General features: G+C 71.6%; 22 protein-coding genes and 1 tRNA gene. 13 read left to right on the plus strand and 10 right to left on the minus strand.

Features of this window, described 5'->3' with window-relative positions; genetic code table 11:
* The first annotated feature begins 241 nt into the window (after positions 1 to 241).
* Together AC1DUE_RS00690 and AC1DUE_RS00695 are read left to right on the plus strand one after the other, a co-directional pair.
* Entirely contained in the window at positions 242 to 2,344 is a 2,103-nt protein-coding gene (locus AC1DUE_RS00690) for a (Fe-S)-binding protein (protein WP_477037456.1), read from the plus strand.
* 97 nt (positions 2,345 to 2,441) lie between these two features.
* Complete coding sequence (locus AC1DUE_RS00695) at positions 2,442 to 2,924, plus strand: pyridoxamine 5'-phosphate oxidase family protein (RefSeq protein WP_477037457.1); 483 nt, start codon at positions 2,442 to 2,444, stop codon at positions 2,922 to 2,924.
* Here the strand turns inward: AC1DUE_RS00695 and AC1DUE_RS00700 are convergent.
* From AC1DUE_RS00700 to AC1DUE_RS00710, 3 genes are all read right to left on the minus strand, one after another.
* Positions 2,909 to 5,086 (minus strand): eCIS core domain-containing protein, encoded by a 2,178-nt coding sequence (locus tag AC1DUE_RS00700; protein WP_477037458.1) that lies wholly within the window; start codon positions 5,084 to 5,086, stop codon positions 2,909 to 2,911. The two genes, AC1DUE_RS00695 and AC1DUE_RS00700, sit on opposite strands and share 16 nt — an antisense overlap.
* 95 nt (positions 5,087 to 5,181) lie before the next feature.
* The gene (locus AC1DUE_RS00705) at positions 5,182 to 6,447 is read right to left on the minus strand and encodes a threonine/serine exporter family protein (protein WP_477037459.1); all 1,266 of its coding nucleotides are present in this window, start codon (positions 6,445 to 6,447) and stop codon (positions 5,182 to 5,184) included.
* A gap of 309 nt (positions 6,448 to 6,756) precedes the next feature.
* On the minus strand, positions 6,757 to 7,173 hold the full coding sequence (locus tag AC1DUE_RS00710; RefSeq protein WP_477037460.1) for a MarR family winged helix-turn-helix transcriptional regulator: 417 nt from the start codon (positions 7,171 to 7,173) through the stop codon (positions 6,757 to 6,759).
* A gap of 94 nt (positions 7,174 to 7,267) precedes the next feature.
* Here AC1DUE_RS00710 and AC1DUE_RS00715 point away from each other — a divergent pair, with 94 nt between their 5' ends.
* Genes AC1DUE_RS00715 through AC1DUE_RS00730 form a run of 4 tightly spaced genes read left to right on the plus strand, consistent with a single transcriptional unit; the run spans position 7,268 to position 11,289 of the window.
* Positions 7,268 to 9,160: an ABC transporter ATP-binding protein gene (locus AC1DUE_RS00715; protein WP_477037461.1), complete on the plus strand. Its 1,893-nt coding sequence runs from the start codon at positions 7,268 to 7,270 to the stop codon at positions 9,158 to 9,160.
* Complete coding sequence (locus tag AC1DUE_RS00720; protein WP_477037462.1) at positions 9,157 to 9,504, plus strand: VOC family protein; 348 nt, start codon at positions 9,157 to 9,159, stop codon at positions 9,502 to 9,504. Before AC1DUE_RS00715 ends, AC1DUE_RS00720 begins: the two co-directional genes overlap by 4 nt.
* A complete protein-coding gene (locus AC1DUE_RS00725) occupies positions 9,501 to 10,421 on the plus strand; it encodes an RNA polymerase sigma factor (protein WP_477037463.1) in 921 nt (306 codons plus the stop codon). Before AC1DUE_RS00720 ends, AC1DUE_RS00725 begins: the two co-directional genes overlap by 4 nt.
* Positions 10,422 to 10,473: 52 nt before the next feature.
* Positions 10,474 to 11,289, plus strand: a complete 816-nt coding sequence (locus AC1DUE_RS00730) for an MBL fold metallo-hydrolase (RefSeq protein ID WP_477037464.1) — start codon at positions 10,474 to 10,476, stop codon at positions 11,287 to 11,289.
* A gap of 1 nt (position 11,290) precedes the next feature.
* Here AC1DUE_RS00730 and AC1DUE_RS00735 read toward each other — a convergent pair whose 3' ends face one another.
* The 6 genes from AC1DUE_RS00735 to AC1DUE_RS00760 all read right to left on the minus strand — a co-directional run bounded on the left by AC1DUE_RS00735 (position 11,291) and on the right by AC1DUE_RS00760 (position 15,869).
* Positions 11,291 to 11,635, minus strand: coding sequence for a hypothetical protein (locus tag AC1DUE_RS00735; protein WP_477037465.1), 345 nt, complete (start codon positions 11,633 to 11,635; stop codon positions 11,291 to 11,293).
* Between the two features lie 28 nt (positions 11,636 to 11,663).
* A complete protein-coding gene (locus tag AC1DUE_RS00740; protein WP_477037466.1) occupies positions 11,664 to 12,284 on the minus strand; it encodes a hypothetical protein in 621 nt (206 codons plus the stop codon).
* 70 nt (positions 12,285 to 12,354) lie between these two features.
* Positions 12,355 to 13,479: a hypothetical protein gene (locus tag AC1DUE_RS00745; protein ID WP_477037467.1), complete on the minus strand. Its 1,125-nt coding sequence runs from the start codon at positions 13,477 to 13,479 to the stop codon at positions 12,355 to 12,357.
* Positions 13,479 to 14,054 (minus strand): dCTP deaminase, encoded by a 576-nt coding sequence (gene dcd, locus AC1DUE_RS00750; RefSeq protein WP_477037468.1) that lies wholly within the window; start codon positions 14,052 to 14,054, stop codon positions 13,479 to 13,481. The genes AC1DUE_RS00745 and dcd overlap by 1 nt, the downstream gene beginning before the upstream one ends.
* Before the next feature lie 22 nt (positions 14,055 to 14,076).
* A complete protein-coding gene (locus AC1DUE_RS00755) occupies positions 14,077 to 14,724 on the minus strand; it encodes a response regulator (protein ID WP_477037469.1) in 648 nt (215 codons plus the stop codon).
* Positions 14,721 to 15,869 carry a sensor histidine kinase gene (locus AC1DUE_RS00760; RefSeq protein ID WP_477037470.1) on the minus strand — a complete coding sequence of 383 codons (1,149 nt, stop codon included), beginning with the start codon at positions 15,867 to 15,869 and terminating at the stop codon, positions 14,721 to 14,723. Before AC1DUE_RS00760 ends, AC1DUE_RS00755 begins: the two co-directional genes overlap by 4 nt.
* 157 nt (positions 15,870 to 16,026) lie before the next feature.
* Between AC1DUE_RS00760 and AC1DUE_RS00765 the strand changes: the two genes are divergently transcribed.
* The 6 genes from AC1DUE_RS00765 (at position 16,027) to AC1DUE_RS00790 (ending at position 22,001) form a co-directional block, all read left to right on the plus strand.
* Entirely contained in the window at positions 16,027 to 16,410 is a 384-nt protein-coding gene (locus AC1DUE_RS00765; RefSeq protein WP_477037471.1) for a DUF6069 family protein, read from the plus strand.
* Positions 16,411 to 16,588: 178 nt separating this feature from the next.
* Positions 16,589 to 17,587 carry a hypothetical protein gene (locus tag AC1DUE_RS00770; RefSeq protein WP_477037472.1) on the plus strand — a complete coding sequence of 333 codons (999 nt, stop codon included), beginning with the start codon at positions 16,589 to 16,591 and terminating at the stop codon, positions 17,585 to 17,587.
* 193 nt (positions 17,588 to 17,780) lie between these two features.
* The gene (locus tag AC1DUE_RS00775; RefSeq protein ID WP_477037473.1) at positions 17,781 to 20,213 is read left to right on the plus strand and encodes a glycoside hydrolase family 94 protein; all 2,433 of its coding nucleotides are present in this window, start codon (positions 17,781 to 17,783) and stop codon (positions 20,211 to 20,213) included.
* Between the two features lie 87 nt (positions 20,214 to 20,300).
* Complete coding sequence (locus AC1DUE_RS00780) at positions 20,301 to 21,107, plus strand: ion transporter (protein ID WP_477037859.1); 807 nt, start codon at positions 20,301 to 20,303, stop codon at positions 21,105 to 21,107.
* A 57-nt stretch (positions 21,108 to 21,164) separates the two neighbouring features.
* Positions 21,165 to 21,235, plus strand: a tRNA-Gly gene (locus AC1DUE_RS00785).
* A 142-nt stretch (positions 21,236 to 21,377) separates the two neighbouring features.
* Entirely contained in the window at positions 21,378 to 22,001 is a 624-nt protein-coding gene (locus AC1DUE_RS00790) for a hypothetical protein (RefSeq protein ID WP_477037474.1), read from the plus strand.
* A 188-nt stretch (positions 22,002 to 22,189) separates the two neighbouring features.
* Here the strand turns inward: AC1DUE_RS00790 and AC1DUE_RS00795 are convergent, their stop codons facing one another.
* Positions 22,190 to 22,795 (minus strand): N-acetyltransferase family protein, encoded by a 606-nt coding sequence (locus AC1DUE_RS00795; protein WP_477037475.1) that lies wholly within the window; start codon positions 22,793 to 22,795, stop codon positions 22,190 to 22,192.
* Positions 22,796 to 22,851: 56 nt separating this feature from the next.
* Here AC1DUE_RS00795 and AC1DUE_RS00800 point away from each other — a divergent pair, with 56 nt between their 5' ends.
* Positions 22,852 to 24,768 carry a glycoside hydrolase family 15 protein gene (locus AC1DUE_RS00800; protein WP_477037476.1) on the plus strand — a complete coding sequence of 639 codons (1,917 nt, stop codon included), beginning with the start codon at positions 22,852 to 22,854 and terminating at the stop codon, positions 24,766 to 24,768.
* The last annotated feature ends 84 nt before the right edge of the window (positions 24,769 to 24,852 follow it).

Raw genomic sequence — 24,852 nt, forward strand, 5'->3', positions numbered from 1 at the left:
CCGGCTCCGTCCTGTGGGGGCGGGGTCTGGGTCTGACTATGGGTCGATCTGTGGGCCGTTCTTGAACGCAGGGACAGGCATGCACGGCGAACGCGGTCAGCGCCCCCGTGATGCACAGCGGATTGGTGCCACCCTATCAACGCGCTCGAGGCAACCGTTTCCCGAGGCCCGTCCGCGGCTCCCTCGCCAGACGGGCCCGAGGTCGTGCGACGCGGGCGCGGGCGCCAGTAGCGTGGCGGCCGTGGATGCGCTGCAGATCGTGTGCCTCGGGATCGTCGTCGTCGCGACGCTGGTCGGCGTCGGCGTCTTCGCGCGCGGGGTCGCCGCGATCGTGCGGACCGTGCGGGTGGGGCGGGCGCTCGGCGGGAGGTGGACGCCGGTCGGGCCGCGGACGCGGACCCTGGTCCGGGAGGTCTTCGGGCACGGACGGTTCCAGCACCGGCCCGTGGTCAAGGTGGCGCACTGGGTCGTGATGATCTCGTTCCCGCTGCTCTTCGTCGCGCTGGTCACGGGCTACGGGCAGGTCGTCGACCCGACGTTCGCGCTGCCGATCCTGGGAAGCCTCGCGCCGCTGGAGTGGGCCATCGAGGCGTTCGCCTGGGCGGCGCTGGTCGGCATCGTCGCGCTGATCGTGCTGCGGATCCGGCTGCTGCCCCGGGAACCGGACCCGAGGAGGTCGCGGTTCTTCGGGTCGCACCAGCTGCGCGCGTTCTACGTCGAGGGCACCGTGCTCGCCGTGGTCCTGGCGGTCATCGTGATCCGCGCGCTGGAGTACGCGCTGGGTGCCGGGAGCGCCTGGCACTATCCGCTCACGGCGTGGCTGGGGTCGTCTCTCAGGGGGGTTCCGACGACGACGCTCGAGGCCGCCGTGGTTCTCGTCGCGACCGTGAAGATCGTCGTGTCGATGTCGTGGTTCGTGGTCATCGGGCTGCAGCCGACCATGGGTGTCGCGTGGCACCGGTTCCTCGCCGTGGTGAACGTCTACGCGCGTCGCGACGCCGACGGGTCCGTGGCCCTCGGCCCGCTCCAGCCGCTGCGCACGCCCGACGGCGCGGTCATCGACCTCGCAGCGCTGGAGGACCTGCCCGACGACGCACGCCTGGGCGTCGGGGCGATCGAGGACTTCACGTGGAAGGGCCTGCTCGACTTCTCGACGTGCACCGAGTGCGGCCGCTGCCAGGACCAGTGCCCGGCGTGGGCGACCGGCAAGCCGCTGAGCCCGAAGCTGGTGACGCTGGCGCTGCGCGACCACGCCGCGGCCACGGCTCCCTACCTCCAGGCGGGCCTCCCCCAGCCCGACGAGTCCCACGCCGGCATCGACCTGCTGGGCGGCGGCATCATCGACCCCGACGCCCTGTGGGCCTGCACCAGCTGCGGCGCGTGCGTCCAGCAGTGCCCGGTCGACATCGAGCACGTCGACGCGATCGTGGACATGCGCCGCTACCAGGTGCTTATGGAGTCGGCGTTCCCGAAGGAGCTCGGCGGCACGTTCACCAAGCTCGAGCGCCAGGGCAACCCGTGGGGCCTGCCCGCGCGGCAGCGGCTCGCCTGGGCCAAGGGACTGGACTTCGACGTGCCGGTGGTCGGGGTGGACGTCGAGTCGGCCGCGGAGATCGAGTACCTGTTCTGGGTGGGCTGCGCGGGTGCCTACGAGGACCGCGCGATCCGCACGACGAAGGCCGTCGCCGAGCTGCTGCACACGGCCGGCGTGAGCTTCGCGGTGCTGGGCGACGGGGAGTCCTGCACCGGCGACCCGGCACGCCGCGCGGGCAACGAGATCCTGTTCCAGATGCTCGCGAGCGCCAACGTCGAGATGCTCAACGAGGTCGGAGCCCAGCGGATCGTCGTGACCTGCGCGCACTGCTTCAACACGATCAGCCGCGAGTACCCGCAGCTGGGCGGTCGCTACGAGGTGGTGCACCACACCGAGCTCCTGAACACGCTGGTCGCGGACGGCCGGCTCACGCCGCTGCCCACGGACGACGCGCGCGCGATCACCTACCACGACCCCTGCTACCTCGGGCGGCACAACCAGGTCTACGCCCCGCCGCGCGACCTGCTCGGCGCGATCCCGGGCCTGACGGTCACGGAGATGCCGCGCAACAAGGAGCAGTCGTTCTGCTGCGGCGGCGGCGGCGCGCGCGTCTGGATGGAGGAGACCATCGGCACGCGGATCGGCACGGCCCGCGCGGAGGAGGCCCTCGCCACCGGCGCCACGACGATCGCGACCGCGTGCCCGTTCTGCACGGTCATGCTCACCGACGGCGTCGCGGCGGCCGGCGGCGGCGCCGAGGTGTCCGACATCGCCGTCCTGCTGCTCGACCGCGTCCGCGAGAAGCCCTGACCGGGCTCGCTGCCACGACGTCGTCGACAACCGGGACGTCGAGGCCGACCCTGGGCCACGATGGTCGTCGTCGACAAACGATCTCAGGAGGTACACCGTGTCCGAGCATCTCGGCCCGCGCGACACCGAGACCCGGCGGCAGGATGCGCTCTATCGCCTCGGCCACGACGTCGACGCCTGGGTCGCGACGACGGACACGGACACCGGCACCCCGCGCCTGACCCCGCTGTCGTTCCTGTGGCACGAGGACGCCCTGCTCTTCGCGACGACGACGAACAGCCCGACGGGCCGCAACCTCGCTGCGAACCCGGTGGTGCAGGTCGGGGTCGGCCTCACCCGGGACGTCGTGCTCGTGCGCGGAACCGTCGACGTCACCGCAGCGAGCGACCTCGATCCCACACTCGGCGACGCGTTCGCCGCCAAGGCGGGCTTCGATCCTCGTCGGCAGACCGAGCTCTACTCCTACTTCCGCGTCACGCCCGGGAGCATCCAGGTGTGGCGCGAGGAGGACGAGCTGGCCGGCCGCTGGATCATGCGCGACGGGACGTGGGTCCAGGCAGGACCTCAGTCCGTCCGGTAGCCGTCCTGCTTCGCGAACTTGGCGTCGTGCAGCGTGTCGATCTCGTCCATCAGGGGCTTGAACACGGAGCACCAGCTGAACTCGTACCGCTTGTCGTCAGCGTCCTTGTCGAGCGCCATGTGCATCGCGAAGAGCTTGCCGTCACCGACGTGGTACCAGTGGGTGTGGATCGGGTGCCACGTGCCGTCACCGTCGAACTGCATGCTGAGGAACCCGGTCATGGCCTGCCTGTCGGTGTTCTCCTGCGCGTTGGGGTTCGCGCTGGTCCGCCCGAACGGCTTGGCGTAGTCGTCGATCACGATCTTCGGTTTCGTTCCCGCCTCGAAGTGCGCGATCGCTCGCAGGGCGATCAGCTGGCCCTCCTCGTCCATGCGCTGCGTGTTCCGGTACTCCATGATCAGCTCGGCGTGCCGGGGGAGATCCGTGTCGAGCACCTTCAGCTTCAACGTCTCGCTCAGGGCGAGCGGAGTGTCCTTGAACCTCTCGCACAGCGTGAGCGTCTCCTCGAGCGTGTACACGGGATCCGGCTCACGCAGGAGCGTCAGGAGGCCGGAGAACTTGGCGTCCTTGTCGAGGGCCAGGTTGTAGATCCGTGGGAACTCCTTCTCAGTCTTCTTGCCCAGGAGCCACGCGATTCCGTCGGCCGACGGCTGCGGCGTCCAGGCCCAGGACGCTTGGAGGAGCGCTCTGGCCATGTCCGGCGTGTACTCCGTCCCTGCGAGCGGCACGCCCGCGGCGAGCGCCAGACCGACGGTTCCGGTCGCACCGGTGAGGTGCGCCAGAGCCAGGAATCCAGGGACGGACGCGGCCGGGATCAGGTCCGACGCCGCCGTCTTGCCGTGGACGGGGTACTGGATGGCCGCCAGCACGGACGCGGCTGGGACCCCCTTGAGGATCAGGGCCTTGACGATGTCCGCGGCGACGATCAGCTCGTCTCCACCGAGGAACGTGAGCCGTGTGTTGACCTCGGGGCTCGCGCCCGACTTCTTGACCCCGGCGCGGACCACGTCGTCCTTGGCCTGCTGCTCGGCCTTCGCCTTGTCCTCAGCCAGCGTCTTCGCCTTCGACTCCTCGGCGACCTTCTGCTCGTACTTGGCCTTCCGCTCCTGGTCCTTGGCCGCCTTCCGCTCCTGCTCGGTGAGCTTCCGGGGCTTGGAGCTCGTCTTCGTCGTCGCGACCTCGACGACCGGTTCCAGGGCTGCCTGCGCCAGCGCGACGCACTCGTCGGCGATCTCGGTCAGCCGCACGCCGTAGTCGATCGCGGGCTGCACCACCTTGCTGCGGTCGTCGACGTCGACGTACCCGTCCCACTGCTCGAAGAAGTCCTCGATCTTCTCGAGCTCCGCCAGACCGGCCACCCGCGCACTCTCCGGCTCCAGGGCCTCGATCGTCTCCCGGGCGTCCGCGATCGCCTGCTCGTAGCTCCTCGAGGCCTCGACCGCCTTGGCCAGTGCGGGGTCGACCTTGCCCTTCTTCTCCTCCGCCGTGGGCGCGAAGCTGAAGATGCGACGGATGACCGGCGCGGGCGTCCGGCGAAGTCGCGAGAGCCCGTGGCCGATGTCCGACCCGCGCACAGGGTCTGCGTCGACCGCGTGCCGCCGCAGCGTGGCCAGCACGGTCTCGGCCATCGCGTCCGCGGCGGCCTCCGCCGGGTCCGCGGCATGCCCGATCGTCGGCGCCGAGCCCGAGGCCGACAGGTGCACCCCCGACCTCGCCTGCACCACGTGCGCCAGCTCGTGCGCGAGCAGGCGCTGCCCGCTCTGCGTGCCCGGGGCGTAGGAGCCCTGCGTGAAGTAGATGTCCTGGCCGTGGGTGAACGCGGTGGCCTGCAGGGAGCGGGAGATCTGGTCGGCCTCCGGGTCCGCGTGCACCCGCACCGTGCTCAGGTCCGCGCCCATCGCCTCGCCCATGGGCCCGGCGACGGACTCGGGCAGCCGCGTACCGGCACCGCGGAGCCGTTCCAGCGCCGACGCCGTCTCGGACACCACGGCCGTCCCACCCAGCGCGTCGTCCGCGTCGGTCAGTCGGCGGACCGGGTGCACCAGGCCGGAGAGCGGGAACGGGGACCGCGGGCCCGCAACGACCGCCACGGCCGACGGCGCCGGCCGTGACCGCTCGACGGGCTCACGGCTGTGGATGCGTGCGGAACGGTCGATCGGCATGTCATGCCCCCTGGTGGCGCGTCACACCGGAGGATGACGCTGCTCAGCAGTCTCCGCCGCATCCGCGGCCGGGGCAATGGTCGTCCCTGCCCGGTTCAGCGGTCGTAGGCCCACGTGCGGTCGGTGAGCATGCGGGCGATGGCCAGGCCGATGGCCAGCGACGCGACGACGAGCGCGGCCTCGACGCCGGCGGCGAGGGCTTCCACGGTGTCGCCGTTCGAGATGTGGAAGACGCTCTGGTAGGCGAGCACGCCCGGGACCATGATCGTCACCGCCGGCACGTAGACCGTGATCCGCGGGACGTCGAGCCGCGGCGCGACGGCGGCGGTGACCAGCCCGACCAGCAGCGCGGCCAGCGCCGCCGCGACCTGCGGGGGCACGTCCGCCCCGACCAGGTAGAGGCGCGGGACGTTGGCGACCATGCCGATCACGGCGGCCGCGAGCGCGATCCGCCACGGGCTGTTGAACATCAGGGCGAACCCGAGCACGCCGACGAAGCTCGCGACGAACCGCAGGGCGAGGAGCGCGCCGGGCTCGAGCGCGGGGGCGGTCGGCGGGTCGGGGGTCAGCCCGACGACCAGCGACAGCGCCCAGACAGCGAGCGCCGCGGACGTCAGGACCATGAGCGCGTACGTCAGCCGGGCGACACCGGCCGAGAAGTCCATCTTCGCGAGGTCCAGGAAGCCGGTGACCAGCGGGAACCCTGGGATCAGGAAGAGCACCGCCGAGACGTAGCCCGCCTCGTGCGGCACGCCGGTGACGCCGACGAGCTCCAGCAGCGAGACGAACGCCAGGTACCCGAGGCACGCCACGAGAGCGCAGACCATCGTCGTCGCGAACGGGTTGAAGCGGCGGTGGACCATCGTGCGGCGCAGCGCCTGGCCGAGGAACGCCCCGAGGAAGACGCCGAGCACCTCGATCACGCCGCCGCTGTTCAGGAACGAGAACGCGGCGCAGGCGATCGCCGCCCAGAGCGCGTTGAGGACGAGGGGGTACAGCGGGGGCCGGGCCTCGAGCCGGTCCAGCGACGCCGAGACCTCGTCGACGGTCGCGCGACCCGTGGCGTCGAGGCGGCCGGCCAGGCGCTCGAGGGCGGCGAGCCGGTCGACGTTGATGCCGATGGAGCGGACCTCGGTCACCTCGGTGCGGAAGCTCGCGCCGCGGTGGGAGGTCGTCGTGATCTCGGTGAGCGTCACGTGCGCCTCGTGCCGCTCGATGCCCAGCGCCCGGGCCACCCGCGCCATCGACGCCTTGACCCGGTAGGAGCCGGTACCGGACGACAGGCTCAGCCGGCCGACGCGCAGCACGACGCCCGAGCGACGGATCAGCTCGAGCTCGTCGTCGTCCGGACGGGCGGTCACCGGACCATGCTCTCGTAGCGGGCCGTCCGGTCCATCACGCCGAGCCGGGGAGCGCGGCTGGCCGATCCGTCGATATCGGGTCAAAACCACCCTTGACCGTGGTCATGGCCCGCTGAATACTCCGAGTAGTCGAGCCCTGCCGACGACGCACCGGTCCCGTTCAGCCCCCGCACCGATGCCGCCGGCCGGGCGCGCGGTCACACTGCCGGGCACGCCTCGGATGCCGCCGAGGCCGGCCGACGAGCAGGCCGTGCGCCCGGCCGGCCTGCCTCGAACGGCACGGCGCGGGACGGCGCGGGACGGCCGGAGTCAGTCCGAGCCGACGACGCGCAGCAGCCGCAGGAGCTCGGCCTGCTCCGGCTCCGAGAGTCGCGCCAGGCGGGCCGCGATGTGCTCGTGCCGCTGGTGGGCGGACGCCGCCAGCAGCGAGCGCCCTGCGGGGGTCAGCTCGACGAGCGTCGCGCGGCGGTCGGTCGGGTCGGGCAGGCGCCGGACCAGCCCGTCTGCCTCGGCCAGGTCGACCTTCGACGTCACGGACCGCGGGGCCACGCCGAGCGCGTCGGCCAGCGCTCCGGGGCGCTGCGGACCGCCGCACCCGGCGAGCGTGCGCAGGAACCGCAGCTGCCCCGGGGCATGAGCCCCGGCCTCCCGTCGGACCCCGCGCAGGATCGCGTAGAGCAGCTCGAGGAGCTCCCCGGAAGCATCGGACCCGTGCTCGGTGTTCACACAGCAGAGGCTACCCGGTTGTGAGTCTGCAACATAGTGAGTTAACCTCAGCATTGCGCCAGGCCCCCGACAGGCGCACGCAAGGAGCGAACACATGTCGCAGTCAGCCCCCACGATGCGCGGCTTCTTCAAGGACCAGGCCGTCCGCGAGCACAAGCTCACCAAGGACACCCGCCGCCGGATCCTGCAGTTCGCGCGCCCGTACCGCGGCAGGCTCGCGATCTTCGTCGGCCTCATCGCGCTCGAGGCCGCCGCCGGAGCGGTCACCCCCCTGCTGTTCAAGAACCTCATCGACAACGGCATCACCGCGGGGAACACCGAGGTGGTGATCACCATCGCCGCCGCCGTCGCCGGCCTGGCGCTCCTCGGCGCGGGCCTGTCGGTCGCGGACCGCTGGGTGTCGTCCCAGGTGGGCGAGGGCCTCATCCTCGACCTGCGGACCGCCGTCTTCGACCACGTCCAGCGCATGCCGCTGGCGTTCTTCAGCCGCGCCAAGACCGGTGCGCTGGTGCAGCGGCTCAACGGCGACGTGCTCGGCGCCCAGCAGGCGTTCACCAGCACGCTGCAGAACGTCGTCAGCAACGCGCTGACCATCGTGTTCGTCCTCGCGGCGATGCTCAGCATGTCCTGGCAGCTGACCCTGCTGAGCCTGGTCCTGCTGCCCGCGTTCGTGCTCCCCGCCCGCTGGTTCGGCAAGAAGATCGCCAAGGTCACGCGCGAGAGCTACGAGCTCAACGCCGACGCCGCGCAGATCATGAACGAGCGGTTCAACGTGGCCGGAGCGCACCTGGTCAAGATCTTCGGCGACCCGCAGCGCGAGTCCGCCGCCTACGCGGCGCAGGTCGGCCGCGTCCGAGACATCGGCGTCACGCGCGCCCTGTACTCCACGTGGTTCCGGGTCGGGCTGACCACGCTCGCGTCGGTCGCCGTCGCGATCGTCTACGGCATCGGCGGCGTCATGGCCATCAACGGCCAGCTCACGGTCGGTGTGGTCGTCGCGCTGACCGCCTACCTCGGGCGCCTCTACGGCCCGCTCACCTCGATGTCCAACGTGCAGGTCGACATCATGACGGCCCTCGTCTCGTTCGAGCGGGTGCTCGAGGTCCTCGACCTGGAGCCGACGGTCGCGGACAGGGAGAACGCGAGCGACCTGACGATCCCCGTCAGGGCACAGGGAGCATCCGTCAGCCTCGACCACGTCGGCTTCCGCTACCCCAGCGCCGACGAGGTCTCGCTGGCGTCCCTGGAGTCCGTCGCGACCCTGACCAGGGAGGTCCACGAGGACACGCTCACCGACGTCAGCTTCGAGGTCCCCGCGGGCCACATGGTCGCGCTCGTCGGCCACTCGGGCGCGGGCAAGACGACGCTGTCGCAGCTGGTCACGCGCATGTACGACCCGACCCGCGGCTCGGTGAGGATCGCCGGGCAGGACCTGCGCGACGTCACGCAGGCGTCGCTGCGCGCCACGGTCGGCGTGGTCAGCCAGGAGGCCCACCTCTTCCACGACACCATCGCGGAGAACCTCCGCTACGCCCGCCCGGAGGCCACGGACCACGACATCGAGCGCGCGCTCGACCAGGCGCACATCGGCGCGCTGGTCCGGACGCTGCCCGACGGCATCCACACCGTCGTCGGCGACCGCGGCTACCGGCTGTCCGGCGGCGAGCGCCAGCGTCTGGCCATCGCGCGGATGCTGCTCAAGGCCCCGGACGTCGTGATCCTCGACGAGGCCACCGCGCACCTCGACTCCGGGTCCGAGGCCGCCGTCCAGGCCGCGCTCGACGTCGCGCTGACGGGCCGCACGAGCATCGTCATCGCGCACCGCCTGTCGACCATCCGGCAGGCCGACTCGATCGTCGTCCTGGAGCAGGGCCGGGTGATCGACCAGGGCACGCACACCGAGCTGCTCGCCCGCGGCGGCGTCTACGCGGAGCTGTACCGGACGCAGTTCGCACCGGCGGAGGTCACCGGTACCGTCGCCGCATGATCGGACGCATCGACGAGGTGGTCTTCGACTGCGCCAACCCGCCCGCGCTGGCGGCGTTCTGGGCGCAGGTGCTGGGGGGCGAGGCCAAGGGTCGCGACGACGACTGGTGGTACGTCGACCCGCCCGGCTGGACGCGCGTCGCGTTCCAGCGGGTCCCCGAGGGGAAGGCCGTGAAGAACCGCGTGCACCTGGACGTCGAGGTCGCCGACATCGCCGCGGCCACGGTCGAGGCGGAGGCGCTCGGGGCCGTGCGGCAGGGCGAGCTCCACGCCGACACCGCCGGGTCGTTCCAGGTGCTCCTCGACATCGAGGGCGACGAGTGGTGCGTGGTCAAGCCCGCGTGACCACCGATCCGCGCTCCGATCCCCGGACAGAGGACGCCTTCGCGCTCCTGTACGCCGAGACCTACGGCCGCATCGTCCGCTACGCGGCGCGCCGGGGTGCCGGCAACCCCGCCGACGTGGCGCAGGGCGTGTTCCGCCTCGCGTGGACCGCCGCCCTCCACGACGTCCCGGTAACGCTCGGCTGGCTGGTCGGGGCCGCGGACAGCCTGCTCCCCCGCAACGAGAACGGCCTCGAGCGGACCGTGCTGCGGATGCGGTTCTGGGACAGGCTGAGCATCACCGAGATCGCGACGGTGACCGGCCAGTCCCGCATGCAGGTCCACCGGACGCTGAGCGCGGCGCGGCGCGTGCCCGGCGAGCCCAACCCGGTACCCGAGGTCGAGGTGCCGCTGCCACCGCGTGCCTGGGACGAGCTGCGCGTCCTGACACCTCGGGCCGCGGCAGCCCTCGAGAAGGCCCCGCCGCGACGCAAGCGCCTCGGCACGCCCGTGCGCGTCGGCCTGGTCCTGGTCGGCCTCGCGATCGTCACGATGATCGCGCTCGCACCGCGGATGGCGCCGCCCGAGCTCGACGGCGTGCTCGACTTCCCGTTCTACACGTCGACCGACCAGCTCGAGGACGCCTCGGACACGATCGTCCGCGGCACCCTGGTGACACTCGACGAGGGCACCGGCACGATCGAGGTCACGGCCACGGCGAAGGGCTCGTCGACCACGGCGTTCACCTACGACGACCGCGCGGACGCACCGACCAGCGCCCTCGTCGTCGGCGACGAGTACGTCTTCCTGCTGGCCGACGGCGCGCTGGTGAACAGCGCCCAGGGCTTCTACGCGGTGCAGGACGGCACGGCGGTCCCGCAGACGACGAACACCGTCCCGCTGTCGTCGGCCACCCTGCAGGCGCTCGGCCTGGAGTAGGGACGGAGCGCGAGGGGTTGCCGCGCTGAGCGGTCCGGACCAGGGTCGGAGCATGACCTTCTGGATCTGCCGCACGTGCGGCGTGGAGCACTCGTCCCGGCCCGACGTCTGCGCGATCTGCGCCGACGAACGCCAGTGGGTCCCCGCCTCCGGCCAGGCGTGGGCGACGCTCGAGGAGCTGGCGGACGAGGGCTACGTGGCGTCCCTGTCGCAGCTGGAACCGGACCTCTACGCGATCACGAGCACGCCCGGCGCGGGCATCGGCCAGCAGTCCAAGCTGGTCCGCACCCCCGCGGGCAGCGTGCTGTGGGACCCGATCGGCTTCCTCGACGACTCCGTGGTGAACGCGATCCGCACCCTCGGACCGGTGGTCGCGATCGTCGCGAGCCACCCGCACATGTACGGCGTGCAGGTCGAGTGGAGCCGGCGGCTGGGCGACCCGCAGGTCCTCGTCGCCGAGTCCGACGTGCACTGGCTGGGCCGGCCGGACCCCGTCGTCGGGACCTGGTCCGGCGAACGCGAGCTCCTGCCCGGCCTGACCCTCAGCCAGCCCGGCGGGCACTTCCCGGGCAGCGCGGTGCTGCACTGGGCGGCGGGCGCCGACGGGCGCGGCGTCCTGCTCTCGGGCGACACCGTCTTCGCCAACCCCGACCGGAAGTCCGTGGCGTTCATGCGCAGCTTCCCCAACCACCTGCCGCTGTCGGCCGCGGTGGTCGAGCGCGTGACCACCCACCTCGAACGGTTCGCGTTCGACCGGCTCTACGGCAACTTCGCGAACGTCATCGACCACGATGCGCGAGCGGTCCTGCGGGCGTCGGCGGACCGCCACATCGCCTGGGTCCGCGGCGACCACGACGACCTGACCTGAGTCAGACGATCGTCAGGCGCTCCAGGTACATCGCGTAGACGTCACGCAGCGTCGCCGCGTACTCGACGTACCACTCGGTGAGCAGCCGGTCGGACTCCTTGAGCGCTTCCAGACGAAGGTCGACGGCCCGCTCGTGCAGCGACGCGAGCTTGTCGGGGATGCCGATCGGGTCGGGCCGCACCACGCCGTGCCGCACGAACGGCAGGACCATGTCAGCCACCCAGAGGTCCGCGAGCACGAGGTCGGCCTTGAAGTCGTCGTACGCCGGCTTGTGGCTCCCCGGCGGGAACGTCATGTCCCACCACCGGTCGACGGCGCTCACGAACTGCTCAGCACTCACCACCATGTGCGTGTCCCTTCGTCGGAGCGGAAATCTAGGGTCGGGGCGCGTCCACGTCCAGGACCGCCGGATGCGCCCCGCCGCGGACGGCGAGCAGCTCGGCGAGCGCGGCGCCCTGCAGGGACAGGCCGGGGTGCTGGCGGCGCAGCTCGCGCGACGGGAAGAGCCGCACGTCGAGCGTCCGGCCGTCGCGCGTCCGGAACCGGATGCCCTGGGCGCTGCGCGTGCCGAGCACGGCGATGTCGCGCTCGTCGACCTCGACCACGGCGGCCCACCGCAGCGCGACGAACCGGTCGGTGCCGAACCACAGCTCGACCCCGTCCCGCCCGTAGAGCAGGTTCGCCGGTCCTGGCTTGGTGGTGCCGTTGGCGGTGAGGGTGGCGGACACCTCGGCGCTCGGGAAGGCGTGCAGCACCGCCCAGCCGGGACGACCGGCCGTCAGCGCGGCGACCTGCTCGGCCTGCGCGCGCCTGTTGCGCCGGACCAGCACGGCGATGAGGACGGCGAACGACGCGGCCGCGATCAGGATCCCGCCGAAGAAGGCCACGAGAGCGGTCGGCAGCCCGTCGGCGCCGATCGCGCTCGCGGAGACGACCACGGCGAGCAGCCCGAGCAGTCCGCCGACGAGCAGGCCGGCGACCCGGACGACCTTCACGCCGCTGCTGCCGGCGCCGGCTGCCGCTCGGCGAGCTCCAGCATCGTGATGATCGGGCCCACCATGCGTCTCACACGTCCTCCGGATCGACCAGGAAGTCGGCCTCGTCGGCGATCTCCCCGCCGACCGCGGCGTGGATCGCGCGTGCGAGCGCCTGCACCTGGGGGGCCGCTCGGGACCGGGCGACGCGGTGCTCGAACGACGGCCTCTCGGCCTCGAGCTCCTCGATGAACCGCGGCTCCCAGTGCACGCGGTACGCGACGATGCCGCGCGTCGTCCAGGGCAGCCCGCGCAGCATCGGCGGCAGCTCGCTCTCGGCGGCCGCCTCGACCGACAAGATCCCGTCGTGTTCGAGGTCCACGAGCACCCCGAACGCCTCGGCGGGCGGCGGCGCGGCCATCATCAGCTCGTCGTAGGCGGACGACTCGTCCATCAGGTGCTGACGCTCGGCCGCGTCCTGGACGCCGTACCGCTCGAGGGCATCGCGCAGACCGGACCCGCCGACCTCGGCGACCCAGCCGGGGCGGGGCTGGGAGTCCCGGCCGGCGCCGGGCAGCGGACCGTCCCAGGTGCCGGCGGCCTCGCTGAGGCGGGCGCGCGGGTGCACCTGCTGCACCGCCGCGAGCGTCTCGTCGGGCTCGAGCCACCGGTCGGAGTAGACGGTCAGGTCGATCGCGCCGTCGATGTCCGGGACGAGCACGATGCCGTTGTCACCGATGCGCAGGGCACCCCCGAGCCTGCGGGCCGCCGCGATGACCCACTGCAGCACCCGCTCCTCCTCGCGGACCGGCATGCCCTCGGGGAACGACCGCTTGAGTCCGTCGCGGTCGCCGCCCGGGTACGGCTTGGCGCCGCGCTCACGGGGGGCGACGACGACGTAGGCGTACGTCGACCACGACGGAAGCCCCAGGCTGACGGCGTCGTCTGCCTCCACCGCGTACGGCCCGGTGAGCGTGGACAGCCGGGCGATGCGCAGGGTGCGCGCGGGGGTCATGTTCGCGTTCACCGTGCGGATGCCCAGCGCGGCGGTCATCGGACCCATGATCCCGCGGGGCTGCGGGATCTCGCCCTCCTCCCAGCGCGCCTGCGGGAACCGGCTGACCGCGAGCACCTCGACCTCGTCGTCCCCCACGTCCTCGGGGAGCACGAGCAGGTGCTGGGACTTCAGCCCCTTGGGCAGCCGGGGTGCGCTCATCAGACGTCCGTGCGGTGGAAGTTCTGCCAGGACCGCGACGCCGTCGGGCCGCGCTGGCCCTGGTAGCGCGAGCCGTACTGCGAGGAGCCGTAGGGGTGCTCGGACGCCGACGACAGGCGGAAGAAGCACATCTGGCCGATCTTCATGCCGGGCCAGAGCAGGATCGGCAGCGTCGCCACGTTGGACAGCTCGAGCGTCACGTGACCCGTGAAGCCGGGGTCGATGAACCCCGCGGTCGAGTGCGTGAGCAGGCCCAGCCGACCCAGCGACGACTTGCCCTCGAGCCGGGCGGCGATGTCGTCGGGAAGCGTCACGGCCTCGTACGTGGACCCCAGGACGAACTCGCCGGGGTGCAGCACGAACGACTCCCCGGCCTCGACCTCGACCAGGTGCGTAAGGTCCGGCTGGTCCATCGACGGGTCGATGTACGGGTACTTGTGGTTGTCGAAGAGCCGGAAGAACTTGTCCAGGCGCACGTCGATGCTCGACGGCTGGAGCATGGAGGCGTCGTAGGGCTCGAGGGCCACGCGGCCCGACTCGAGCTCGGCCCTGATGTCACGGTCGGAGAGCAGCACGGGGCCACGGTAGCCGGTGTGGCTATCCCTGTTGGGCGTCGTGCACGAGCAGGGCGATCTGGGTGCGGTTCTCCAGTCCGAGCTTGAGCAGGACGCTCGACACGTGGCTCTTGACCGTGGCCACCGAGAGGTACAGCTCGCGGCCGATGTCGGCGTTGCTGGCGCCGCGACCGATCGCCACGACGACGTCGCGCTCGCGCTCGGTCAGCGTGCTCAGCCGTTCGCGGGCGGCCAGGCGGCTGTCGCCGGTGCGGGCGCTCGTGTCCATCAGCCGGCGGGCCACGCGGGGCGAGAGGACGGGCTCGCCGGACGCCGCCGCCAGGACCGCCTCGACGATCCTCGCGGGCTCGGTGTCCTTGAGCAGGTAGCCGCTCGCGCCCGCCCGCATGGCGGCCTCGACCTCGTCGGCGGTGTCGAAGGTGGTGAGGACGACGACGGCGGGCGGGTCGGTCCTCTGGCGTGTCGCCCGCGTCGCCGCGATCCCGTCTGTACCCGGCATCCGCAGGTCCATGAGCACCACGTCGACCGGGTGCGCGTCGAGCAGGGCGGGCACCTCGGAGCCGTCGGCCGCCTGACCGACGACGACGATCCCGTTCGCCCCGTCGAGCATCAGGGTCAGGCCGGCGCGGACGAGGGCGTCGTCGTCGACGACGAGCACGCGGGTGGTCACGACTCCCACGGTAGCCACGCCTCGAGCCGGAACCCGTCCGGGGTCGGTCCGGCGTGGAGCCGGCCGCCGAGCAGCTCCACGCGTTCGGTCAGCCCGACCAGGCCGGTGCCGGTCCCGTTGCTCTCGCCCTTGCCGCCGCGGCCGTTGGCGACGACGACGCGCAGGCCGTCCTCGACCGCCACGTTCACGGTGACGCGCGAGCCCGGTGCGTGCCGACGCGCGTTCGTCAGCCCCTCCTGGCACGTGCGGTAGACGGCGAGGTCGAGGGCGGTCGGGAGGTCGAGCTCCGCGGCGTCCAGCACGACGTCGACGCCCGCCTTGCGGGTCTCGTCGACAAGCCGTGCCAGGTCCGCGAGACCCGGGGTGGGACGGAGCTCCTCGGGGCTCGTGCGCAGGACGCCGATCACCGTGCGCAGCTCCTCGAGGGCCTCGCTCGCATTGGCGCGGACCACGCCCGCGGCCGTCGCCACCTGCTCCGGGGACAGGTCCGAGCTGCGGTACTCCAGCGCACCGGCCGTCGTCGCGACGAGCGTGAGGCGGTGCGCCAAGGTGTCGTGCATCTCGCGCGCGATCCGCGTCCGCTCCGCCGTCCGGGCCTCCTCGACCCGGTGCTCCTGCTCGCGCTCCGCACGCCGGGCACGCTCGCGCAGCGACTGGACCAGCTCCGCCCGGGTCCGCAGCAGGGCACCCCAGGCGAGCAGCGCGGCGTGCACCGCGATGTCCCCGAGCAGCCACCACCGCAGCGGGATGCCGACGGCGTCGGACCACCACAGCGCCCGCAGACCGGTGCCGACGACCACGAGGCCGCCCACCTTGAGCGCGGTCGACAACCGGTACCAGCGGGCCGTCACGAACACCACCGACGCCGATGCGGGAGTGGCGACCGCGCTGATCGCCGTCAGCGCCGCGAGCATTGCCCCCGACACGATCGGTCGGGTCCGGACCAGCACCAGCGCGCCGAAGGATGCCGCCCAGATCACGAAGAGCAGCCAGGTGGGGATCGGGTTGGCGTCGTCGTTCACGGCGCCCCAGACGGCGCCCAGGCTGAAGAGCCCGAACAGGGCGAGCCATCCGGAACCGGCCTGGTTCCACCAGGGGCGGGTCTGGTCGTGCCAGGTGCGGGTGTCGCAGTCGTCGGTGGTCATGGGGCGAGCGTAGGAACGGGTCCGGCGGCGCGATACCTACCGAAGTCGGGGGTGCGGTGACCTTGTGACGGGTCGGCGCTGGCCGTCGGCCCGAGGCGCCGACGACCGGTACGACGCGACGGTTCTCGGGTACTGATCCCCGACCTCGGAGCCCACCATGACCAGCACCACCGTCACCACCACCGCCCGCCGCGTCCCCGTCTGGGCCGCCGTCGTCGGTGCACCGCTCGCCGCGCTCGCCGTCTGGGCGGTCGCATCCCTGCTCGACGTGACCCTCGTGGCCGGCGACCCGCCCGTCACCATCGGCTGGTCCAGCGTCGTGATCGTCTCGGTCGTCGTCGCGCTGGCCGCCTGGGGTGTCCGATCCCTCTTCTTCCGACGACACCGCACCGGCTGGTTCGTCACCTGCGGCGTTCTCCTGCTGATGTCGCTCCTGGGTCCGCTCGGCGCCGCGACCGCGTCCGCCACGCTCTGGCTGGCCCTGATGCACCTGGCGGTCGCCGCAGTCGTCGTCCCGGGCCTGGCCCCGCGCCGGTCGTGACGCCGGCCCCGGGCGCGACGGCTCCCGGTAGTCGCGACGGCGCCACAAGCACGGGGCGCCGTCGCGATTTGAGGGCGCCCTGGCCGGCGAGGGCATGTTCGGCGGGTCCTCCCTTCGTCGGACCCGGTCCGTCCTGCGGGGGTGCCGCGGCCCCCGTCCCCGTCGCGAGCATGGGTGGGTGACTACCGGAACCGACGTGAGGCGTCCGTGGCTGCTCGCGCTGCTGCTGCTCGTCGTCGCGCCGGTGTGCGCCGAGTACCTGACGGCCTACGACCCGGAGGTGACCGGGCAGGCGGCCGCGCTCGTCGGCGGTCTGCTCGTGCTCGGGCCGCTCTACGGAGCGCCGGCGATCCTGATCCGGGAGCTGGCCGCCCGCACCGCGATGCACTGGACCGGGATCCTCGCGCTCGCGGCCGCGTTCGGTGTCCTGCAGGCGGGGGTCGTGGACCAGTCGCTGTTCGCGACGCACTACCTGGGCTACGACGAGTGGGCCTCGGGGCGCGCCCTGACGCTCGTCGCGCCGCTCGGGGTCGGCGGTGCGTTCGCGCTGAACTTCCTGGTCGGGCACGCGGTCTGGAGCATCGGGGCACCGATCGCGCTGGTCGAGGCGCTCGACCGGCGGCCGGGTCCGCGCCGACCGTGGCTCGGGTCGGTCGGCATCGTCGTGCTGGTCGTGCTGTGGGTGCTGGCGTCGGCTGCGGTCTGGTGGGACGTCCGGGACGCGGGCAGCGACCAGGCCTCGCCCGCTCAGCTTGCGGGTGCCGTCCTCGTCGCCGCCGTCCTCGTCGTCGTCGCCTGCACCTTCGGCCGCCGCACCCTCCCGCCGCCCGACTCCCGACGCGTCCCGGCGCCGCTCGCAGTCCTGGGCCTGGCGCTCGTCGCCGCGAGCGGCTACCAGGTCATCCCCGGCACGTGGGTGGGCGTGGCGGTCGGGATAGCGATCCTCGTGGCGGCCGGGCTGGTCGTCACGCGGTGGTCGAGGTCGGCGGGCTGGGGGCGGCGGCACGTCGCGGCGGTCGCCGGCGCCGCCGTCCTCGCCCGGGCGCTGACCGGCTTCGTCTCGGTCGCGACGACGGAGCCGCGCCCGCCCGGCGGCTTCGCCCAGAACACGGTCCTGCTGTTCCTGGCGCTGGCGCTGGTCCTGGCCGCGCTCCGGCGGTCGCCCATCAGGACCTGACTGCACCCGCGCCCGGAAACGTTGCCGACCGCGCCCTGTCGAGTTCGACATTCCGTGCGCGCTCCGGAGCGGTTATGCTCGCGGCCGGGAGATGCATGGGAGCGCTCCCGCACGATTGCTGAACAGTGCCCTGCCGGGCTCCCCGCGACGACGCGGCCGGTGAGGCGCGCAGCCAGGCACCGAGGGATCAGCCATGCGGTACGGCCACTTCGACGACGACGCACGCGAGTACGTCATCACCACGCCCCACACCCCGTACCCGTGGATCAACTACCTCGGCTCCGAGCAGTTCTTCTCGCTGGTCTCGCACCAGGCGGGCGGCTACTCGTTCTACCGGGACGCCAAGATGCGGCGCCTCACGCGGTACCGCTACAACAACATCCCCGCCGACGCCGGCGGCCGGTACCTGTACGTCAACGACGGCGGCGACGTCTGGACGCCGTCGTGGCTGCCGGTCAAGGCGGACATGGACCACTTCGAGGCGGCACACGGGCTCGGCTACACGCGGATCACCGGAGAGCGCAGGGGGCTTTCCGTCGAGACGCTGCTGTTCGTCCCGCTCGGCGAGACCGCCGAGATCCAGCGGGTCACCGTCACCAACACGTCGGACGAGACCAAGAGCGTCAAGCTCTTCTCGTTCGTCGAGTTCTGCCTGTGGAACGCGCAGGACGACCAGACCAACTACCAGCGGAACCTGTCGATCGGCGAGGTGGAGGTCGAGCAGGAGGGACCGCACGGCTCGGCGATCTTCCACACCACCGAGTACCGCGAGCGCCGCGACCACTACGCGGTCTTCGGCGTCAACACGCAGGCCAGCGGCTTCGACACCGACCGCGACGCGTTCGTCGGCGCCTACAACGGGCTGGGCGAGGCGGCGGTGCCCCGCCGCGGGGCGAGCAGCAACTCTGTCGCCTCCGGGTGGTACCCGATCGGCTCGCACCAGGTCGACGTCACCCTGGAACCCGGCGCGTCGCGCACCCTCGTCTACGTCCTCGGCTACGTCGAGAACGAGGACAAGTGGGCCGACGACGCCCACCAGGTGGTTAACAAGGAGAAGGCGCACGCCCTCCTCGGACGCTTCGCGACGACGGAGCAGACCGACGAGGCGTTCGACCGCCTCACGGCGCACTGGCGTCGGCTGCTGAGCACCTACTCGGTCACCAGCACCGACGAGAAGCTCGACCGCATGGTCAACGTGTGGAACCAGTACCAGTGCATGGTCACGTTCAACATGTCCCGGTCGGCGTCGTTCTTCGAGACCGGGATCGGCCGCGGCATGGGCTTCCGCGACTCCAACCAGGACCTGCTCGGCTTCGTGCACCTGGTCCCCGAGCGTGCCCGCGAGCGCATCCTCGACATCGCCGCGACCCAGTTCCCCGACGGCTCGGCGTACCACCAGTACCAGCCGCTGACGAAGCGCGGGAACAACGACATCGGCTCCGGCTTCAACGACGACCCGCTGTGGCTGATCGCGGGCGTCGCGGCCTACGTCAAGGAGACCGGCGACTTCTCGATCCTCGACGAGCAGGTCCCCTTCGACAACGAGCCCGGCTCCGAGGAGACGCTCTTCGAGCACCTGACCCGGTCGTTCGAGTTCACCGTCACGCACCGCGGCCCGCACGGCCTGCCGCTCATCGGGCGCGCGGACTGGAACGACTGCCTCAACCTCAACTGCTTCTCGACGACGCCCGGCGAGTCCTTCCAGACGACGGAGAACCAGGCGGGCGGTGTCGCGGAGTCGGTGTTCATCGCGGCGCAGTTCGTGCTCTACGGAGCCGAGTACGCCGCCATCGCCGGGCGCAGGGGGCTGACCGAGGTCGCCTCGCAGGCCCTCAAGGTCGTCGACGAGGTCCGCCAGGCCGTCCTGGACCACGCCTGGGACGGCGACTGGTTCCTGCGCGCGTACGACTACTACGGCAACCCCGTCGGCACCGCCGCGGACACCGAGGGCCGCATCTGGATCGAGCCGCAGGGCTTCGCGGTCATGGCCGGCATCGGGGTCGACGACGGCCGTGCCCTCAAGGCGCTCGACGCGGTCGAGGAGCACCTCGGCACCCCGCACGGCATGGTGCTGCAGAGCCCCGCGTACAGGACCTACCGCGTCGAGCTGGGCGAGGTGTCGACCTACCCGCCGGGCTACAAGGAGAACGGCGGGATCTTCTGCCACAACAACCCGTGGGTGATCATCGCCGAGACGATGGTGGGCCGCGGCGACCGAGCGTTCGACCACTACAAGCGGATCACGCCGGCGTACCGCGAGGACATCTCCGACGTGCACCGCACCGAGCCGTACGTGTACGCGCAGATGATCGCCGGCAAGGAGGCGGTCCGGCACGGCGAGGCCAAGAACTCGTGGCTGACCGGCACGGCCGCCTGGAACTTCGTCGCGGTCTCGCAGCACCTGCTGGGCGTGCGGACGGACTACGACGGGCTTGTCGTCGACCCGCAGATCGGTGCGGAGGTCCCGGAGTTCACGGTGACGCGCGTGGCCCGCGGGGCGACGTACGTCATCCACGTGACGACGGGTCCGTCGCCGAGCGTCAGCGTCGACGGCGAGGCCCTCGACGGGCACCTCGTCCCGTACGCCCCCGCAGGTTCGACCGTCCGGGTCGAGGTCACGGTCTAGCCCTCGGCGGACGCCGCGGGCGGGTGCGCAGGGGCACACGCGCGTCGCCCTCGTCGCGAAACTCCTTCGTGGAACACTCCCCACGTGATGCAACGCAAGGAGCTGAAGAGCACCGGCTACGAGATCTTCATCGGCGCCCTCTCGCTGCTGTCGATCGTCAACCTCGGCCTCATCATCGTCACCGACAGCAAGGACCTGTCGACGATCCTCAAGGTGATGAACGCGATCTTCAGCGTCATCTTCCTGGCCGACTTCTCGTACCGTCTGGCCACCGCTCCCTCGCGCCGCGGGTACTTCTTCCGGCACTTCGGCTGGGCGGACCTGCTGGCCAGCGTGCCGCTGGCGTCGTTCAAGTTCCTGCGCATCTTCCGCCTGGTCCGGGTGGCCCGGCTCCTGCGCACGGTCGGCATCCGGGAGATCGGCCGCACGCTCATCCGCGACCGCGCGGGCAGCGCCCTGTACCTGCTGCTGCTCGCCGGAATCCTGGTCCTCGAGTTCGGCAGCCTCGAGATGCTCTACGTCGAGAAGGACGCCCCGGGCGCCAACATCACGACCGCCTCCGACTCCCTCTGGTACACGATCGTCACCATCTCGACCGTCGGCTACGGCGACCAGTACCCGGTGACCAACCTCGGGCGCTTCGTCGGCGTCGGCATCATCGTCGTCGGCGTCGGCATCTTCGGCACGTTCACCGGCTACCTGGCCAACCTCTTCCTCTCACCGAAGAGGTCCGACGACGCGCCGACGGTTCCCGTGGCAGAGGCGGTCGTCGACGAGCCGACGATCTCCCTGTCGGCGGTCCGTGAGCTCATCGCCCTGCCGGGCATCGGCCTCACGGACGTGGATCGCCTGCTGACCCTGTCGCAGTCACGATCGGCCGACCGTCCGGACTGACTTTCGTCTCAGACGAATGGTCCGGGTATGCTGTCCCGGCCGAAGCACGACGGGCATGCGGGTGTAGTTCAGTGGCAGAACTTCAGCTTCCCAAGCTGATAGCGCGAGTTCGATTCTCGTCACCCGCTCCCTCGAAGGGCCCCACATCGTGGGGCCCTTCGTCGTTCCCGGCGACGGCCATGACCTGGGCGATCGTCCAGGTGGACCGGTTCGGCCGTCTAGGTGAAACCACCCAAGTCATTTCATCTTGTGACCCAGTCTGTCGATGTCATGACCATGAAGACGACCTGGACTCTCGCCGTGTCGGCCGTCACCGCACTCTCCGCCGGAACCGCCGTCGCCGCCTCGGCCGCCGAGGCCGCGCCGCCGCCCCCCGCCGAGCACTCCAGGCAGTCCGACACCCCGCTCGTCAGGCTCGCCGAGGTCCCGCCCCCGCCCGTCGTCGGCGACACCGTGCCCGCCTCGGCGGTCGACGCGACGCGTGACGCCGGGCTGTCCGTGTTCGTCAGCCCGAGCGGCGACGGCTCCGGGCTCGTCATCGACCCGTACGCTCCGCTGCCCACTGTGATCGCTGCGGAGCTCGACGCGGTCAACGAGCCCATGACAGACCTGGAGGACGCCGCCCAGCAGCTGGTCCGGAGGTCCGCGATGCGCGCCGCGCTCGACGCCGCCGACACCAGCGTGCTGGTCGTCTACGCGACGCCGACGTTCGACGCCGACGGCACAGTCACAGGGGTGCAGTACGGGGTGTCCGGCAACCAGGAGGCGCCGCTCGAGTTCGCGACGAGCCACCAGCTGCGCCTCAGCCCGAGCCACGACCTCGCTGTCGCGACCTGGCAGCCGTTCCTGGCGAAGAACCCGCAGTTCACGCTGGTGGACACGACCCTGGAGTGATCGCGCAGGACCGCGCCTCACCCTCCTGAAGCGCGGCCCTGCGACGTCGGGGTCAGGATGCACCCGGGGTACATGTCGCGTCAATGAAATCGTGACGTCGGTCAGATCGGGAGACACCGGCCACGGCCTGGTCGGCCTCCGCGCCCTGAAGAATCTGCTCCCGTGGCTCGCGCAGGTCGGCGCCGGGCCTACAGAAGGTCGAGGGTGAGGAGGCTCGCTCCGCCGGTGGGGCCCGCGCTCGTGAAGCCCATGCGGTCGTAGAACGCGATGCCGCCGGTGTTGCGGGAGTCGACGCCGAGGTGCAGGCCGGGGACGCCACGCTCGCGCAGCGCGTCGGACAGGGTCTCGATCAGCCGGCGCCCGAGACCCTTGCGCTGGGCACGCGGCAGCAGGTCGATGTGCATGTGCGCGGGGTGGGTGCGGAACAGCGGCTTGTCGACCGGCGCGAACTCGTGGAACTGGCGGATCAGGCCGTGGTCCTGGGTGCCGTCGCGGGGGTCGTCGACGAGGGGGAACTCCTCGCGCAGCACGGGGAACCACGACTGGGCGAGCCAGCGCTCGAACCGGTAGGTGTCGGCGGTCGCGACGATGTAGCCGCACACGCCCTGCTCGTCGACGACGACGAACGACAGGCCCGGGTCGGCGACCGGGTACGGGCCGGCGTACATGTGACCGAGCAGGTCGGGGTCGCGGTACAGGTTCGTCGCATCGGCGCTGGCGTCACCGGTGAGCAGGCAGATGCGGTAGAGCGCGGGCAGGTCGGACGCGTGAAAGGGCCGGATCGTTTCGGGCATGTGACGACTTTGCCATCCCTGCTGACAACGGCGCTGCAGAGGACCACAGTGAGGTGATGGCGCCGGTCACCGAGCAACACCAGGAGACGCATCGTTCCGCGTTCCCGCCCATCGCGAGCTATGCGTTCCTGTCGGACTGCGAGTCCAACTGCCTGATCTCGCCCGCGGGTGCGGTCGAGTGGATGTGCGTCCCGCGGCCCGACTCACCGAGCATCTTCGCCTCGATCCTCGACCGGGGAGCCGGCTCGTTCCGCGTCGGTCCGCACGGGACCCGGGTCCCGTCGGCCCGCCGCTACCTGCCCGGCACGCTGGTGCTGGAGACGACGTGGCAGACGCCGACCGGCTGGCTCGTCGTGCGCGACGCGATGGTCATGGGCCCGTGGCACAACCAGGACGAGCGCTCGGTCACGCACCGCCGCACGCCCACCGACAACGACGCCGAGCACATCCTGCTGCGCACCGTCACGTGCGTCAGCGGGACCGTGGACCTCGAGGTCGAGTGCGACCCGTCGCACGACTACGGCCGGGACGGGACGCGCTGGGAGTACGACGGCACCGGCTACAACGCGATCCACGCGGACTCCGACAGCGGGCCCACCCTGCGCCTGACCAGCAGCCTGCGCCTGGGCATCGACGGCCGGACGGCGTCGGCCCGCACCCGCATGTCCAACGGCGACAAGGCGTTCATCGCCCTGTCGTGGTCGCCGCTGCCCGCGCCGACCACGTGGGACGCGGCCGCCGACCAGCTGTGGCGGACGCAGGAGTTCTGGCGCGAGTGGATCACGCAGGGTGTCTTCCCCGACCACCCGTGGCGCACGTACCTGCAGCGCAGCGCGCTCACGCTCAAGGGCCTGACGTACGCGCCGACGGGCGCCCTGCTGGCCGCAGCCACGACCAGCCTGCCGGAGACGCCCGGCGGAGAGCGCAACTGGGACTACCGGTACGCCTGGATCCGGGACTCGACCTTCGCCCTCTGGGGCCTCTACACGCTGGGCCTGGACCGCGAGGCCAACGATTTCTTCGCGTTCATCCACGACGTCTGCCGGGACAACAAGGACCTGCAGATCATGTACGGGGTCGGCGGGGAGGAGAAGCTCGACGAGTTCGAGCTGGGCCACCTGTCCGGGTACGAGGGCGCGCGTCCGGTGCGCATCGGCAACGCCGCCTACGACCAGCAGCAGCACGACGTCTGGGGCGCCGTCCTCGACTCCGTCTACCTGCACACCCGCTCCCGCGAGCAGCTGCCCGAGTCGCTGTGGCCGGTGCTGAAGCGCCAGGTCGAGGCCGCGATCAAGCACTGGCACCGGCCCGACCGCGGCATCTGGGAGGTGCGTGGCGAGCCGCAGCACTTCGTCTCCAGCAAGCTCATGTGCTGGGTGGCCCTCGACCGTGGCGCCCGCCTGGCCCGCATGCACGACGAGCTCGACTTCGCGGAGCAGTGGACCAAGCTGGCCGCCGAGATCCACGCCGACATCTGCGCCAACGGCGTGGATGAGCGCGGCGTCTTCGTGCAGCGGTACGGCTCCGACGCGCTGGACGCGTCCCTGCTCCTGGTCCCGCTGCTGCGCTTCCTGCCGCCGTCGGACCCGCGCGTCCGGGCCACGGTCCTGGCCATCGCCGACGAGCTCACCACCGACGGCCTGGTCCTGCGCTACCGCGTCGAGGAGACCGACGACGGGCTGTCCGGCGAGGAGGGCGCCTTCACCATCTGCTCGTTCTGGCTAGTGTCCGCCCTGGTCGAGATCGGCGAGCTCGACCGCGGCCGGGCCCTGTGCGAGCGGCTCCTGTCCTACGCCAGCACCCTCAACCTCTACGCCGAGGAGATCGACCCGCGCACCGGCCGGCACCTGGGCAACTTCCCGCAGGCGTTCACGCACCTCGCGCTCATCAACGCGGTCGTCCACGTCATCCGCGCCGAGGAGGCCTCCGGCCACGACGCCATGCACTTCGAACCGCCGAACCGCGGCGGCTGAGCGGCCGGCCTTCCGACGACGGCCGCCCTGTCGACGAGGGCCGCCACCTCGAGAACAACGTTATCGACGTCAAGACGGTCCATA

This window comes from Cellulomonas sp. P4_A2, from assembly GCF_056402515.1.

What these genes read in the sequence shown, in the direction of transcription:
- AC1DUE_RS00700 (WP_477037458.1), bottom strand. Translation starts at nt 5,086, where the DNA reads ATGCCGATCGACCGTTCCGCACGCATCCACAGCCGTGAGCCCGTCGAG.
- AC1DUE_RS00715 (WP_477037461.1), top strand. Translation starts at nt 7,268, where the DNA reads ATGTCGCAGTCAGCCCCCACGATGCGCGGCTTCTTCAAGGACCAGGCC.
- AC1DUE_RS00720 (WP_477037462.1), top strand. Translation starts at nt 9,157, where the DNA reads ATGATCGGACGCATCGACGAGGTGGTCTTCGACTGCGCCAACCCGCCC.
- AC1DUE_RS00730 (WP_477037464.1), top strand. Translation starts at nt 10,474, where the DNA reads ATGACCTTCTGGATCTGCCGCACGTGCGGCGTGGAGCACTCGTCCCGG.
- AC1DUE_RS00735 (WP_477037465.1), bottom strand. Translation starts at nt 11,635, where the DNA reads ATGGTGGTGAGTGCTGAGCAGTTCGTGAGCGCCGTCGACCGGTGGTGG.
- AC1DUE_RS00745 (WP_477037467.1), bottom strand. Translation starts at nt 13,479, where the DNA reads ATGAGCGCACCCCGGCTGCCCAAGGGGCTGAAGTCCCAGCACCTGCTC.
- AC1DUE_RS00760 (WP_477037470.1), bottom strand. Translation starts at nt 15,869, where the DNA reads ATGACCACCGACGACTGCGACACCCGCACCTGGCACGACCAGACCCGC.
- AC1DUE_RS00765 (WP_477037471.1), top strand. Translation starts at nt 16,027, where the DNA reads ATGACCAGCACCACCGTCACCACCACCGCCCGCCGCGTCCCCGTCTGG.
- AC1DUE_RS00775 (WP_477037473.1), top strand. Translation starts at nt 17,781, where the DNA reads ATGCGGTACGGCCACTTCGACGACGACGCACGCGAGTACGTCATCACC.
- AC1DUE_RS00780 (WP_477037859.1), top strand. Translation starts at nt 20,301, where the DNA reads ATGCAACGCAAGGAGCTGAAGAGCACCGGCTACGAGATCTTCATCGGC.
- AC1DUE_RS00790 (WP_477037474.1), top strand. Translation starts at nt 21,378, where the DNA reads ATGACCATGAAGACGACCTGGACTCTCGCCGTGTCGGCCGTCACCGCA.
- AC1DUE_RS00795 (WP_477037475.1), bottom strand. Translation starts at nt 22,795, where the DNA reads ATGCCCGAAACGATCCGGCCCTTTCACGCGTCCGACCTGCCCGCGCTC.
- AC1DUE_RS00800 (WP_477037476.1), top strand. Translation starts at nt 22,852, where the DNA reads ATGGCGCCGGTCACCGAGCAACACCAGGAGACGCATCGTTCCGCGTTC.